Consider the following 13430-nt stretch of genomic DNA (forward strand, 5'->3'; position numbering starts at 1 on the left):
TAATGCTTAAAATTGCAAACAAGACATTTAAATCAAGACTGTTCACAGGTACTGGAAAATACGCTAATAACACGTTAATGGCATCATCAATTGAAGCCTCTGAGTCCGAGTTAGTGACTATGGCACTAAAACGTGTCGATGTATTTGATCAGCAGGATGACATCTTGAAGCCCCTGAAAGATCTTGGCGTTAATCTATTACCAAATACTTCGGGTGCAAAGAATGCAGAGGATGCAATCTTTGCAGCGCATCTTGCTAGAGAAGCCCTACAAACAAACTGGCTAAAATTGGAAATTCATCCGGATCCAAAGTATTTAATGCCAGATCCAATTGAGACATTAAAGGCTGCAGAGCAGTTGGTTAAAGATGGTTTTATAGTGTTGCCTTATTGTCATGCTGACCCTGTTTTATGTAAGCGATTAGAGGAAGTAGGTTGTGCCGCGGTTATGCCTCTAGGGGCGCCAATCGGCACCAATAAAGGATTGGCTTCTATCGATTTCCTTAAGATTATTATTGAGCAAGCTAACGTTCCTGTTATTGTCGATGCAGGTATCGGCGCGCCCTCTCATGCAGCACAAGCCATGGAACTTGGTGCAGATGCGGTATTGGTTAACACAGCAATGGCGACTGCAGGTGATCCAATTGCGATTAGTCGAGCATTTAAGTTAGCAGTTGAAGCTGGCAGGATGGCTTACGAAGCGGGCTTAGGTACACAGCAGTTAAATGCGGTAGCTTCTAGCCCTATGACGGCATTTTTAGATTCTCAGTACGAGGCTAAGTTATGAGTTTTGTAGATGTATTTAAATCTACAGACTGGAGTGAAAGCTACCTATCCATTATGTCTAAGACGGCCATGGATGTTGAAAAGGCGCTAAACAAGCCTAGGTTAGATATTGAGGATTTTAAGGCGTTAATCTCACCCGCAGCCGAGCCGTATTTAGAGTCTATGGCACAGCTTTCTTACCAGAAAACAAGGCAGCGATTTGGCTCTACCGTGGGGCTGTATGTTCCTTTATATCTATCGAATCTCTGTTCAAACGATTGCACTTATTGTGGTTTTTCCATGAAGAATAAGATCAAGCGTAAGACGCTTAATCTAGACGAAATTGGTCTGGAAATCGATGCACTTAAACAAATGAAGTTTGATAGTGTATTGCTAGTGACGGGCGAGCATCAAACTAAAGTCGGGATGGACTATTTCCGACAGGTGCTTCCTAAAATTAAAAAGGACTTTAATTATCTTGCGATGGAAGTACAGCCTCTGGAGCAAGAGCAATATGCTGAGCTGAAGACCTTGGGCTTGGATGCTGTGATGGTTTATCAAGAAACCTATAACCCATCGACTTATGCCGAACATCATCTTAAAGGCTCGAAAACAGATTTTTACTATCGACTAGAAACACCAGATCGATTAGCAAAAGCGGGTATTGATAAGATTGGTATCGGTGCGCTTATTGGCTTAGATAATTGGCGGGTTGATAGTCTGTTTGTTGCCACTCACTTGGATTATCTAGAAAGAACCTACTGGAAGTCTCGCTACAGTATTTCTCTGCCTAGATTAAGGCCTTGTGAGGGTGGGGTGCAACCCAAATCAATATTGAATGATAAGCAGATGGTACAGCTTATTTGCGCGTACCGTATTTTCAATCAGCACGTTGATATTTCTCTTTCAACGAGAGAGTCAGCAAGCTTCAGAGATAATATTCTTCCACTAGGTGTGACGACAGTGTCAGCCGCATCTAAAACTCAACCGGGAGGATATGCTGTCGATACTGAAGAACTTGAGCAGTTTGAAATCTCGGATGAACGTTCCGCTTCAGAAGTAGAGCTGGCGATTCGAAATAGAGGACTAGAACCGGTGTGGAGAGACTGGACTTCGATTTACTCGGGATAAAGATTTCTAGATAGGTTCCTAAATAGGTTCCTAGATAGGTGTTTCACGTGAAACCAAATTAAAAAACCAGTGGCGATGCCACTGGTTTTTTGTTTGTTACCCTTAAAGAATATTACAGGGCACTAGTCGCTTGTTGCAGCCACTGCTTAACTTCACTGTCTACTAATGGGGAAAGGTCGTTCCATACTTTCTGATGGTATGTATTTAGCCAATCAACTTCGTGTGAAGAAAGAAGAGTCAGGTCAATATTGCGCTTATCGATAGGGCAGCGAGTCAGAGACTCGAAACCTAATACAGAGAAATCGCCTTCGGTCTCAATCTCAACAACAATCTCTAGGTTCTCAATACGAATGCCAAACTCATCTGTACGGTAGTAACCTGGTTCATTGGACAGAACCATTCCTGCCTCTAAGGCGGTATCATTATATACCTTGGCGATACGCTGTGGCCCTTCATGCACACTAAGGAAATGTCCAACACCATGGCCTGTACCATGGTCGTAATCAAATCCATTAGCCCATAAATGTTGGCGCGCAAGAATATCTAATTGATGTCCTTTTGTTCCTATAGGGAATCGAGCTTGAGCTAGGCCAATATGCCCCTTTAATACAAGAGTGAATTGTTTCTTCATTTCTTCTGTTGGGGTACCAATTGCGATGGTTCGAGTAATGTCTGTCGTTCCATCTGGATATTGACCACCTGAGTCTACTAAGTACATCGAGTTGTTAGAAACAACACCGGGGGTAGGTTCGTTGTTGTGGTTGTAATGGCACATTGCTGCGTTATGAGCAGCTGCGGAAATAGTATCAAAACTCAAGTCAGCTAAAGAAGGATCTTCTTTTCTGAAGCTTTCTAGCTTATCGGAAAGTTGAGCTTCATTGAGATAATCACCATTGTCATTTTTCTTATCAAACCACGACAAAAACTTAACCATCGCGACACCATCGCGAACGTGACTGTTCTTCATTCCTTGTGCTTCAACACTGTTTTTTACCGCTTTAGGAATTAAACAAGGATCGGCAATGGGTAATACTTCCACACCTACTTGATTAAGAACCAGCTCAAACCACGCGTTACTGGTTGCTGGATCAAGTATTACCTTGCGGCCTTTAAGCGCTGTTAGGCGATCTTCAAGTTCTGATGGAGAGTAAACGAGAACCCCAGACCCGACGTGCTCATTAAACTGACTAGGTACACGATCTGAATCAATAAAGAACTCAACTTGATTGTTGCTATGAACAATGGCATGAGAGAGGGCGACCGGTAAACGAGATATATCGCTACCGCGAATATTCAATAACCAGCAAATTGAGTCTAGGGCGGTAAGAACTGCACTATCTGCTTTGTTTGCCTTTAGTTCATTCGCAATTAAAGCACGTTTTTCCTGGCTACCTACACCAACCCAATCATTCTCCATTAGACGTAATGTAGAAAGCGTTGCCTGTGGTCTGTCATCCCACAATGTATCGACGGGGTTGTTGTCGATGTACACGATCTCATAATCTTCAGAAAGAGATAGCTTGGCAGAAGCTAACCAACGAGACGAATGCATTCTCGGGTCAATACCCACTTTACTGCCTTTAGGTAGGTTTTGAGCCACCCAAACTAAAGGTGGGTTTTGCACTAAATGTTGATAAGAATAAACGTCAGAGGGAGTTTGTTTTGTTACTTGAACGGTATAACGGCCATCGATAAAAATAGCCGCATCACTAGTTGAGATTACTGCAGCTCCTGCTGAACCTGTGAAACCTGTCAGCCAGTGTAAGCGTTCATTGTGTTCAGGGATATACTCACCGAGAAACTCATCTTCGTGGGGAACAATGAAGGCGTCCAATCCATTTGTACTTAACCAGTTGCGAAAATCTGCAACACGGCTTTTAATCTGAGCAGGCATAATCTCTCCTTTTCGTTACTACCTTTATGCGTATGGCGATTAAGCTACTCTTTTTAAAGTCTGTGTGCAATTTCAGAGTGTGGAAAATGACGTTACATAACGCAAATGAAAACTGTTCTAGTTATAGTAAAAAGAGTATATTCTATATACAGACAATATTTTCGTCCCACCGCGAGTTTTGATTTCTTCAAAACACAACAAATTCTTATTGAAGTGAAATAGTATGGCATTAACCACCTATGAGTTAGCTCGTATAATGGAGCAGATGGAAGAATCTCCAGAAAAAGTAATGTACGGCAAATTACTGCGCGAGCTTGGAAATCAAAGTGAAGAAAGAATTAGAAGTGCGGCAAAGCAATTACCGTTACATACTCTAAAAGACATCGTTTATCAGTTTCAAAGAGTCATTGAGTCTCGAAAAGGTGAGCAGGTTGATTTGCTTGCTCAAGAACTCATAAAAGACGGTATCTCTGTCGAAGATTTAAAAGCATATATGAATAAATAAGCTCCTAAATAGGAGCTTATTATCAGTTATTATTGCTTGAATCGCTTAGCCAGAATATGATCGGCAGACAGTAGTCCTGCTCCCCAAATTAAGTTAATTAGGATCATTAAGCCCCAAAGTTGATGATCATAAAATCCTTTCTCCCACAGTACAGGATAAGACACCACGGCCATGATATTAAATACGAATAATATCGCAGCAAATGGTCGTGTAAATAAACCAAGGGCGATAAAAACAGGAATGATGAGTTCAGTCGCTGTTCCTACATAAGCTGCTATTTCCCACGGAAGGATAGGCACCTGATATTCGTACTCAAATAAAAACAGAGTACTGTCCCACGTTCCTATCTTCACCAATCCTGAATTAAAGAACACCCAAGCGACCCAAAGTCGACAAAAGAGCAGAAGGGCAGGAACTGCCAAGCCTTGAAGGTGTTCGACTAACCTGACATAAATTTGATATTTAGATTGGATTGCACTGTTCATATCAACTCCTTAGCTATAAAAAGCCGGCGATCAGCATTCGCTCTACCAATGACGGTATAGATGAAAGTAGCTGTTCGTTTATTTCTGATAATGGTTGTTTGTTTTCGATTGCTCTTAGCAACAGAAATTCGTTGTTTTCAAGTTGATGAAAGTGAAAGCTTCCATTTAGCGTTGCTTGAACATAACCATATTGAGAACGGTTGAGTTGCAAATCATCGAACGAGTTTCGATCAATGGCTTCAATCAGATCGAATATTGAGTAACTTGATTCAAAACTACGAACGCTTGCTTTAGAGACTAAGCATAATTTTTGATGTTGTTGGTCGCTCAACTGACTCAAGGCAGAAAGCGGGCGGTGTGCATTCTCAATTGCGTTGTGAAGGTTAAGTTTAAGTTTATCACCCAAGGCTTCAAACCTTGCGACCTCACTAATATAAGGAGCCGCTTCAATGACTTGAGGAAAAGTAGTTATCGTTTTCTCGAACCCTTGGCCATAACTAGAAACGTTGCCGCTTGATGAGGGTGTATTTAATATGTGAGATCTTGCTATCTGTTCAAAACACTCGTCACCGACCAAAGCCAATGTGTACGGGTACATAGCTTTCAGCACATCAGTGAAGCTATGTATAACATTGTTGCGATAGATTTGAATGCGCTGATCATCAGTGAAATGGTCACTATGAATGTGGCAGTCAGAGATTTCTCCTTGATAAACTAATGAGCGTGCAAAGTTGCTTTGCAGTTCAGACAGACTGATCATGAGGCCTCTCTAATCTGTATCGATTTTCCAGCAATAACAGATGCTTTTTTTGCCTCGGATAGCAGTACTTCTGGTGACGGTATATCCATATCCCACTCTATAAGAGTGGCTGTGTTTGGGTTTGATTGGCTCCATACACGATATAGTTCCCACACTTCATCACACACCTTAGTGCTGTGTGTATCAATCCATATCTTCGAGTTTTGTATTTCTTTGACGGTGAATCCAGCAAGGTGGATCTCTTGAACCGCGTTTTGGTTGATTGCATTCAGGTAGTGAAGAGCATCAAAGCCATGATTCAAAGAAGAAACATAGATATTATTTAGGTCGAGTAGTAGCTGGCATTCAGAACGTTGTTGTACTTCATTTAAAAAGTCCCACTCAGAAATGGTGGAGTGCTTAAAGCGCAGGTAACTGCTTGGGTTTTCAATTAGTAGCGGACGCTTGATAGCATCTTGAACTTGAAGAACATTTCGCACAAAAACTTCTAATGCTTCTTCTGTATAAGGAAGAGGAAGCAAGTCATTAAAATGTACACCACCATTCTCACTCCAGCTTAAGTGATCGGAGACGAGCGATGGTTCGATTTCATCAACCAGTTGAACCAAAGATTGCAGATGGGATGTCTCTATTTCATTCACTGAGCCCAGAGATAGTCCAACACCGTGACAAGATATTTGATGCTGTTGGCGAATGCTTCTAAGTTGCTGTCGTGCTGGTGAATTGATTTCAAAGTAATTCTCACTATGCACTTCTAGCCAAGAAACGTGACCAGGATTTTGTTCAAAAAAGTTAAGATGAGGGTGACGTAAACCCACTCCAATACTGTTATGAATCCCCATATTGCGCATAGTCATTATCCTCATAAGTTAGCGAAAAAGAGGGGCACGATTGATAGGTGTGCCCCAGGTCTTAAATCTAATTCGTTGCTAGATTACGAAGATGAAGTACTACCACCTGCTAACTTGTCACAAAGTCCTTTAGGGACTACTACAAAGGCATCTTTTTGATGATCTTCTTTTGATGTGCCGGCGCATGAACTTGTTTTCGTTGCGCAGTCATTTTTGCCTGCTTTCGATACGCCATAGCACTTTTCTTTGTCCGCTGCGACTGCATGTGATGCTGTCAGCATGGTGCCACCTAGAGCTAATAAACCAGTAACTGCCGCTGTAACTGCAAGATTAGACTTTTTCATAATTTCATCCTCGATATGATTCTAAGTTGGTTGAGCAATCGCTGATTAATGTTAATAATTTGTTGCGATTGCCTGTTAGATAGGACGGGTTGGGCCACAAAAATCTTTCAAAAAAATATAATAAATTGAGGTTTTATTGCTATGTACATGAAAATAAAGAATTTTTTATTGTTGTTTTTTTATGGATAAATGACAAGAACACAGGTTAGAGATTGTACCTGTAACCCTGTATACTGAGCTTTAATGTATAAATAAACAGTAATAGATTGGAAAGGTACGATGGACGCATCATTATTACTCGACGGACTCAATGATAAACAGCGAGAAGCCGTTGCAGCCCCATTGGGCAACCTATTGATCCTAGCTGGCGCAGGCAGTGGTAAGACCCGTGTGTTGGTTCATCGTATAGCTTGGTTGATGTCTGTAGAGCAAGCATCTCCGTTTTCGGTCATGTCAGTAACCTTTACCAATAAAGCGGCTGCCGAGATGCGTGGTCGTATTGAAGAACTGATGCAAGGTACCGCTTCTGGAATGTGGAATGGCACCTTCCATGGAATCTGCCACCGTATACTTCGTGCCCACTACCTTGATGCTAAGCTACCAGAGGGTTTTCAGATTATTGACTCTGATGATCAACTGCGCTTACTTCGACGTTTGATCAAGGCACAAAATCTAGATGAAAAGCAATGGCCAGCAAAGCAAGCAGCTTGGTGGATTAATGGTAAAAAAGATGAGGGGCTGAGGCCTCAACACATCGATAGCTATCATGATCCCGTCACGAAGACTTGGCTGCGTATCTATTCGGTATACCAAGAAGCGTGTGATCGAGCAGGCTTAGTCGATTTTGCTGAAATCTTGCTACGTTGCCATGAGCTTCTGCGTGATAAACAACATATTCGTGAACACTATCAGGCTCGTTTCAAACATATCTTGGTGGATGAATTTCAAGATACCAACAATATTCAATATGCTTGGCTGCGTATGATGGCTAGCCCAGACTGTAACGTTATGATTGTAGGCGATGATGACCAATCTATTTATGGCTGGCGTGGCGCTAAGATAGAAAATATTCAGCGCTTCCTGAATGAGTTTAAGCAAGCGTCAACAGTGCGCCTTGAACAAAATTACCGTTCTACTAAAAACATACTGACAGCGGCTAACCATCTGATTGCCAATAATGTTGAACGCATGGGTAAGGAGTTGTGGACCGATGGCAGTGACGGTGAGCTTATCTCGGTGTATTCAGCTTACAATGAACTCGATGAAGCTCGTTTTGCAGTCAATAAGATCAAAGAGTGGCAAGATACGGGTGGTGTACTCAAAGATTCAGCAATCTTGTATCGAAATAACGCCCAGTCACGTGTGATTGAAGAAGCCTTGATTCAAGCAGGAATGCCTTATCGCATTTACGGTGGGATGCGATTTTTCGAGCGTCAGGAAATCAAAGATGCATTGGGCTATTTACGTCTAATGTCGAACCGAAACGATGACGCAGCATTTGAAAGAGTCGTTAACACACCGACGCGTGGTCTAGGGGATAAAACCCTTGAAACCATTCGCTTTGCTGCTAGGGATCGTGGTGCCACACTGTGGCAAACCAGCAATCAGCTTTTAGAAGAAAAGGTCTTTGCTGGTCGAGCTGCAGGTGCACTAGGACGCTTTGTCGAATTAGTCAATGCCCTAGAGGACGATACTGCTGCAATGGAAATGCATAAGCAAACTGACCATGTCATTAATGCCTCTGGTTTGTTTACCATGTATCAGCAAGAAAAGGGTGAAAAGGCTCAGGCTCGCATAGAAAACCTTGAGGAACTCGTCACCGCTACGCGTCAATTTGAAAAGCCTGAAGAGGCTGACGAAATGAGTGATCTTACTGCTTTCCTGACTCACGCAGCTCTCGAGGCCGGTGAAGGTCAGGCTGATGAATTTGATGATGCGGTGCAGCTTATGACTCTGCACAGTGCCAAGGGTCTGGAGTTTCCTTTAGTATTCATGGTAGGCGTAGAAGAGGGCATGTTCCCAAGCCAAATGTCATCAGAGGAAGCAGGTCGACTCGAAGAAGAGCGCAGACTCGCTTACGTGGGTATGACTCGAGCGATGCAGAAACTGTATCTCACTTATGCGGAGATGCGTCGCTTGTATGGGCAAGACAAGTACCACAAGCCATCTCGCTTCATTAAAGAACTGCCAGAAGCTTGCGTTCAGGAAGTGCGAATGAAGGCCCAGGTGAGTCGACCAACAAATAGTGGTAGGTTCAGCCAAACGGTTAAGAAAGAAAGCTTTAATGAGACTGGCTTCAGTTTAGGGCAGCGAGTTAGTCATCCAAAATTTGGAGAGGGTACCATTATCAATTTTGAAGGTAGTGGTGCACAAAGTCGTGTTCAGGTTGCCTTCAACGGTGAAGGCATAAAATGGCTGATTACCCAATACGCTAAACTCGAAAGACTATAATTATATAGAGCCCCAGTAAATACTGGGGTTTTTTATATCAAGCAAAAGACTATTTACTGTAACAGCTGTCAAAATTACCCCCATTACATGACGATGATGGGCTATTTATAATTGTCGGTAAACATTACGAATGAATGGAATATCACATAAAGAAAAACCCCGAGAGCTTGCGCTCTTCGGGGTTATAGTCTTACTCGCAGCAATCCGGCTACTAAGTGTGCTCCATGCATCAAATCCATGATAGTGTGCTGTTATCCTTCAGCGTATTCCTTTTCTCGCCATCCTAGCGGTGTCCATATGACCTTATCCTGGTCTGCCAACAATCCTCGTTAGCGCACTTCACTTATTCCTTGAGCGGTGTCCCTTACATCATCCTGATGTTCAGTCCTTTCCTCATCCAGAGGTGTCCATTGTCTTTCCTTAGTAGTAACCATCCTAGCTACTATTGCGTCCATTCAATGTCCAATTTGCTTTCCATGCCGACCATTCATCCTGAATAACCGAATCTTCATCCTGAAGAACACCTAATCCTTGGTGATTTCCTTTTCCGTGTCAGCTTCCTTCCGACCCTTGTTATATTATGCTTTTCTCATTTTTGCTCAATGGGGTGTCAGTAAAAATATTTTAATCGTAACAATAACTCACAAGTCATATGCAATAAAAACAATGACTTACTACTGATTGTGTCTATTATCGACAAATATTAGCTTCGATCGCGCACACATTTGTGAGAGATCTCTTACAAATTTCGGGCGGATATCGTTATTGTCTTACCATCTGACTTTCTCCAATCGCGACCCCTTCGCGTCTTGGATCAGCCGCGCCGATTAAATCTTGTCCAATTTTGATGATGTGAAGGCCTGAATTCAAAGGCTTTGATTTAGTTTTGTAACCCCATTTCTTAAATTGTTGCTCATATTGTCGTGCGTTAGTGTCTTGTTCAAATTCTACTATGCCAAAACGATTGGAAACATGCGGTAATTGAACCACTTCCTCTAAAGGTAATTGCCAATTTAAGTGAGCGATGAGAGCTTGTGCAACATAGCCGATGATATAGCTACCACCCGGTGAACCAATAGATAAATAAGGTGAACCGTTCTTCAGTACAATCGTTGGTGACATTGAAGAGCGCGGTCTTTTACCTGGGGCAATGTGGTTAGCTATGATCTGTCCATCTTGATGATGTTTAAAGGAAAAGTCCGTCATCTGGTTGTTCAACAGAAATCCTCTGACCATGATTCGAGAGCCAAAAACATTTTCTACACTACTGGTTAAACTGACTACGTTTCCCTGTGCATCAACAATATTAAAGTGAGTTGTTGAGGGAAGCTCTATGGATTGGTCATTGGCGTAGTTAAGGGCGACTTCCCATGGAGGAGACCCAGCACTGGTTGATTTGAGAGGTGTTTTTAGGTTTATCATTTTTGCGCGCTGTTTAAGATAGTCTTCATTAATGAGCCCCTGAGAAGGGACTGACACAAAGTCACCATCGGCCAAAAATTTAGCCCTATCTGCAAAAGCCAACTGGGTGGCATCACCAATGACTTTATAGCTTTTAGCGTTGGTAGCTCCCCACTCATGCAGAGGGAATTGCTCAGAAAGTTTGAGTATTTGGCCTACGGCAATCCCTCCTGAACTCGGTGGTCCCATTCCGCAAACCTCGTATTCTAGATAGTCCACACAGATTGGGGTACGTTCTATGATTTCATATCTGGCAAGGTCTTTCTTTGCTAGCACGCCTGTATGCTTAGGGTGATTAGTGACCGCTGCAACAATATCATTGGCGATATCGCCTTGGTAAAAAGCATTTTCACCATAGGTGGCCAAAAGCTTTAGAGTGTCGGCATATTCCTGATTAATGAGTACTTCACCTGCTTGTTTAGCGCTACCATCCTCATTTAGGAAGTAAGCTTTGGTGTTTTCATCAATTGATAGGTGTTGTTTGTCTCGTTCAATTAAACGGGCTAATCGAGGGCTAATAGCAAAACCTTGCTCTGCTAACTCTATTACGGGCTCAATCAGTCTTGGCCACTTGACGTTACCATGCTCTTGGTGCATTTCCCACAATAGCTTTATCGCACCGGGTGTTCCTACCGAAAGTCCACTTACAACAGCGTCATAAAATTTTAATGGTTGACCATCTTTGCCAATAAAGTGTTCTGGCTTTACGGCTAAGGGAGCTGTCTCGCGAGCATCGAAAGTGGTGAGTTTTTTTTTCTGCCCATCCCAGTATACGAGAAAAGCACCGCCACCAATTCCCGATGATTGGGGTTCAACGAGCCCTAGTACCAATTGTGTCACTACCATGGCATCAATCGCATTCCCACCATCATTTAGTACCTGAGCAGCATATTGGCTAGCGATAGGATTTGCGGCTGTAACCATCCATTTTTTGCTTTTCTGAGCCTTTTTAGCTTCCCAACCAGTAGGTGTTTCGGGAGCGACAGCATCGCTGGCTTGATTGGCGATGGCTACAGAAGGAGCCATGCAGGCTAAAGTGAGTAGAGATAGTGTTCGAAGAGTCATTAGGTTGCCACGCTATTGCAGTAAAGTACTGAAAGCGTGGCATTTAATTATAATTTTTCAAATGAAAACGAACGTTTTGAGAGAGAAGTTATAGAAGTTGAGTGATAGCTTGCCAAAGAATGGCTGTACCTAAGATAGAAAACAGCAGACAACAAATGACATCAATATAGATGGCAACTCGAGCCAGTACTTGTTGCAGCCTTTTTGTCGATAAGGCCCAAGCCAATAGTGCGAACCAAAACAATGATAAGCCCCAAAGAATAACCAGAGCTGCGACTTTGCCTTCTACAGACATGCTTGCTGGTACTAATGTCGACATCAAGCTCACAAAGAACACTAAGGCTTTTGGGTTCAATAGGTTAGTAGTCAACCCTCGCGTGAAGGCTTGCTTCTTGCTATTGAGGGTAAAATCCTTACTTGGCTTTTTGTCTTGGGAAGGGTTTCGAATACTTTGGATTATCGACGTTATACCTGTTAAGCCTAGGTAAGCCAGATAACTACCCCCCATGAGCTGAAGCAGAAGAAATAGCGTCGGGTGCGAATGAACTAAGTAGCTGATTCCTGTTAGGCTGAGAATCGAATGAATTAGGATGCCAATGGAAAGACCAAACGCAATGGCAATACCGGTTTGTCTGCCGTAACGCGTTGAGTTTTGCACCACTAAAGCAAAATCAGGACCAGGGCTCATAAGAGCAATGAAATGCACGCTAGCTAACGTCAACAACACGTTAATTTCATTCACTTTCTATTGCTCCTAGCGTTTCTTATTCCATCGAAACTAAACACAACTAATGCCGCCCAAATGAACAAGAAAGTTACTGCCTTGTTGATACTAAAGTGCTCACCGTAGATGGTGATTGCTAAGATGAACATCAAGCTTGGACCTATGTATTGGAAGAAGCCTAAAGTAGAGAGCTTGATACGAGTCGCAGCGCCAGTAAAGCAAAGCAAAGGTGCTGTGGTGATTGCTCCTGCCAGCATAAGAAGTGCGTTTAAATCCCAGCTGTTATTAAACATGTTCGAAGTATCACTATTGGCAAAGAATGCCCAGTAAATTACAGCTAAAGGCAGTAAAAGCAGGGTTTCAACGAACAGGCCTGTTTGAGCATCAAGATTTACCTTCTTTCTTAGCAACCCATATCCGCCAAAACTACAAGCCAGAGCAAATGAGATGTAAGGAATAGAACCAAAGGCAATCAGTTCAATAGCTACACCACAAAATGCCAGTGCAACTGCGATCCATTGTACAGGTCTTAGTCGTTCACTCAGAAATGCCATACCGAGTATGACATTGATGATTGGGTTTATGTAATAGCCAAGACTGGCTTCTAGCATGTGGTTGCTATTGACCGCCCAGATAAAAATAAGCCAATTCACTCCGATCAAGAGAGAAGAGGTGATTAAATAAATAAGCTTGGTTTTACTTTTTAGTATTTCTTGAAAAGAGCGCCATCCTTGCCCAAAGTGGATCAGCCCAGCAAGTAGAAAGAAAGACCAAATGATTCGATGGATAAGTATCTCAATAGCCGGAACTGAAGATAACGCTTTGAAATATATAGGTGCAATTCCCCACATGGTGTATGCCATTATGGCAAAGATGACACCTTGTCGAGTGCGTTGTTGAGCTAGGTTATCCATAGATTCTCGAGATACTGATCGGAAAACAGCAGAGTATAGAGAGCGTACACTCTAAGAGCCAGTAAAATGCGGTTTCCATCCT

12 protein-coding genes are annotated in these 13430 nt (G+C 42.6%); 4 read left to right on the forward strand and 8 right to left on the reverse strand.

Annotated features, from left to right (window positions below; all coding sequences use genetic code 11):
* Nucleotides 1-2 precede the first annotated feature (2 nt).
* Together OCU48_RS00160 and thiH are read left to right on the forward strand one after the other, a co-directional pair.
* Nucleotides 3-785, forward strand: coding sequence for a thiazole synthase (locus OCU48_RS00160; RefSeq protein ID WP_141347308.1), 783 nt, complete (start codon nt 3-5; stop codon nt 783-785).
* A complete protein-coding gene (thiH, locus tag OCU48_RS00165) occupies nt 782-1894 on the forward strand; it encodes a 2-iminoacetate synthase ThiH (protein ID WP_141347309.1) in 1113 nt (370 codons plus the stop codon). The genes OCU48_RS00160 and thiH overlap by 4 nt, the downstream gene beginning before the upstream one ends.
* 112 nt (nt 1895-2006) lie before the next feature.
* Here the strand turns inward: thiH and OCU48_RS00170 are convergent, their stop codons facing one another.
* The gene (locus tag OCU48_RS00170) at nt 2007-3788 is read right to left on the reverse strand and encodes an aminopeptidase P family protein (protein ID WP_141347310.1); all 1782 of its coding nucleotides are present in this window, start codon (nt 3786-3788) and stop codon (nt 2007-2009) included.
* A gap of 223 nt (nt 3789-4011) precedes the next feature.
* On the opposite strand from OCU48_RS00170, the gene tsrA reads away from it, so the two are divergent.
* The gene (gene tsrA, locus OCU48_RS00175) at nt 4012-4293 is read left to right on the forward strand and encodes an H-NS-like global regulator TsrA (protein WP_141347311.1); all 282 of its coding nucleotides are present in this window, start codon (nt 4012-4014) and stop codon (nt 4291-4293) included.
* Between the two features lie 29 nt (nt 4294-4322).
* Here the strand turns inward: tsrA and OCU48_RS00180 are convergent, their stop codons facing one another.
* The 4 genes from OCU48_RS00180 to OCU48_RS00195 all read right to left on the reverse strand — a co-directional run bounded on the left by OCU48_RS00180 (nt 4323) and on the right by OCU48_RS00195 (nt 6733).
* Nucleotides 4323-4778: a DoxX family protein gene (locus tag OCU48_RS00180; protein ID WP_141347312.1), complete on the reverse strand. Its 456-nt coding sequence runs from the start codon at nt 4776-4778 to the stop codon at nt 4323-4325.
* A gap of 13 nt (nt 4779-4791) precedes the next feature.
* Nucleotides 4792-5538, reverse strand: a complete 747-nt coding sequence (locus OCU48_RS00185; RefSeq protein ID WP_141347313.1) for an HvfC/BufC N-terminal domain-containing protein — start codon at nt 5536-5538, stop codon at nt 4792-4794.
* Nucleotides 5535-6389, reverse strand: coding sequence for an MNIO family bufferin maturase (gene bufB, locus OCU48_RS00190; protein WP_141347328.1), 855 nt, complete (start codon nt 6387-6389; stop codon nt 5535-5537). Before bufB ends, OCU48_RS00185 begins: the two co-directional genes overlap by 4 nt.
* 83 nt (nt 6390-6472) lie before the next feature.
* Nucleotides 6473-6733 (reverse strand): BufA1 family periplasmic bufferin-type metallophore, encoded by a 261-nt coding sequence (locus OCU48_RS00195; protein WP_141347314.1) that lies wholly within the window; start codon nt 6731-6733, stop codon nt 6473-6475.
* Between the two features lie 279 nt (nt 6734-7012).
* On the opposite strand from OCU48_RS00195, the gene uvrD reads away from it, so the two are divergent.
* On the forward strand, nt 7013-9184 hold the full coding sequence (gene uvrD, locus OCU48_RS00200; protein WP_141347315.1) for a DNA helicase II: 2172 nt from the start codon (nt 7013-7015) through the stop codon (nt 9182-9184).
* Nucleotides 9185-9946: 762 nt separating this feature from the next.
* Here uvrD and ggt read toward each other — a convergent pair.
* The 3 genes from ggt to rarD all read right to left on the reverse strand — a co-directional run bounded on the left by ggt (nt 9947) and on the right by rarD (nt 13348).
* Entirely contained in the window at nt 9947-11710 is a 1764-nt protein-coding gene (ggt, locus tag OCU48_RS00205; protein WP_371859141.1) for a gamma-glutamyltransferase, read from the reverse strand.
* An 88-nt stretch (nt 11711-11798) separates the two neighbouring features.
* Nucleotides 11799-12452 carry a LysE family translocator gene (locus OCU48_RS00210; RefSeq protein ID WP_141347316.1) on the reverse strand — a complete coding sequence of 218 codons (654 nt, stop codon included), beginning with the start codon at nt 12450-12452 and terminating at the stop codon, nt 11799-11801.
* Complete coding sequence (gene rarD / locus OCU48_RS00215) at nt 12449-13348, reverse strand: EamA family transporter RarD (RefSeq protein ID WP_141347317.1); 900 nt, start codon at nt 13346-13348, stop codon at nt 12449-12451. Before rarD ends, OCU48_RS00210 begins: the two co-directional genes overlap by 4 nt.
* Nucleotides 13349-13430 lie beyond the last annotated feature (82 nt).

Source organism: Vibrio inusitatus (genome assembly GCA_024346935.1).
In the GTDB taxonomy this organism is placed as follows: domain Bacteria; phylum Pseudomonadota; class Gammaproteobacteria; order Enterobacterales; family Vibrionaceae; genus Vibrio; species Vibrio inusitatus.

What these genes read in the sequence shown, in the direction of transcription:
- OCU48_RS00170 (WP_141347310.1), bottom strand. Translation starts at nt 3,788, where the DNA reads ATGCCTGCTCAGATTAAAAGCCGTGTTGCAGATTTTCGCAACTGGTTA.
- OCU48_RS00160 (WP_141347308.1), top strand. Translation starts at nt 3, where the DNA reads ATGCTTAAAATTGCAAACAAGACATTTAAATCAAGACTGTTCACAGGT.
- OCU48_RS00185 (WP_141347313.1), bottom strand. Translation starts at nt 5,538, where the DNA reads ATGATCAGTCTGTCTGAACTGCAAAGCAACTTTGCACGCTCATTAGTT.
- bufB (WP_141347328.1), bottom strand. Translation starts at nt 6,389, where the DNA reads ATGCGCAATATGGGGATTCATAACAGTATTGGAGTGGGTTTACGTCAC.
- ggt (WP_371859141.1), bottom strand. Translation starts at nt 11,710, where the DNA reads ATGACTCTTCGAACACTATCTCTACTCACTTTAGCCTGCATGGCTCCT.
- OCU48_RS00195 (WP_141347314.1), bottom strand. Translation starts at nt 6,733, where the DNA reads ATGAAAAAGTCTAATCTTGCAGTTACAGCGGCAGTTACTGGTTTATTA.
- thiH (WP_141347309.1), top strand. Translation starts at nt 782, where the DNA reads ATGAGTTTTGTAGATGTATTTAAATCTACAGACTGGAGTGAAAGCTAC.
- tsrA (WP_141347311.1), top strand. Translation starts at nt 4,012, where the DNA reads ATGGCATTAACCACCTATGAGTTAGCTCGTATAATGGAGCAGATGGAA.
- rarD (WP_141347317.1), bottom strand. Translation starts at nt 13,348, where the DNA reads ATGGATAACCTAGCTCAACAACGCACTCGACAAGGTGTCATCTTTGCC.
- uvrD (WP_141347315.1), top strand. Translation starts at nt 7,013, where the DNA reads ATGGACGCATCATTATTACTCGACGGACTCAATGATAAACAGCGAGAA.
- OCU48_RS00180 (WP_141347312.1), bottom strand. Translation starts at nt 4,778, where the DNA reads ATGAACAGTGCAATCCAATCTAAATATCAAATTTATGTCAGGTTAGTC.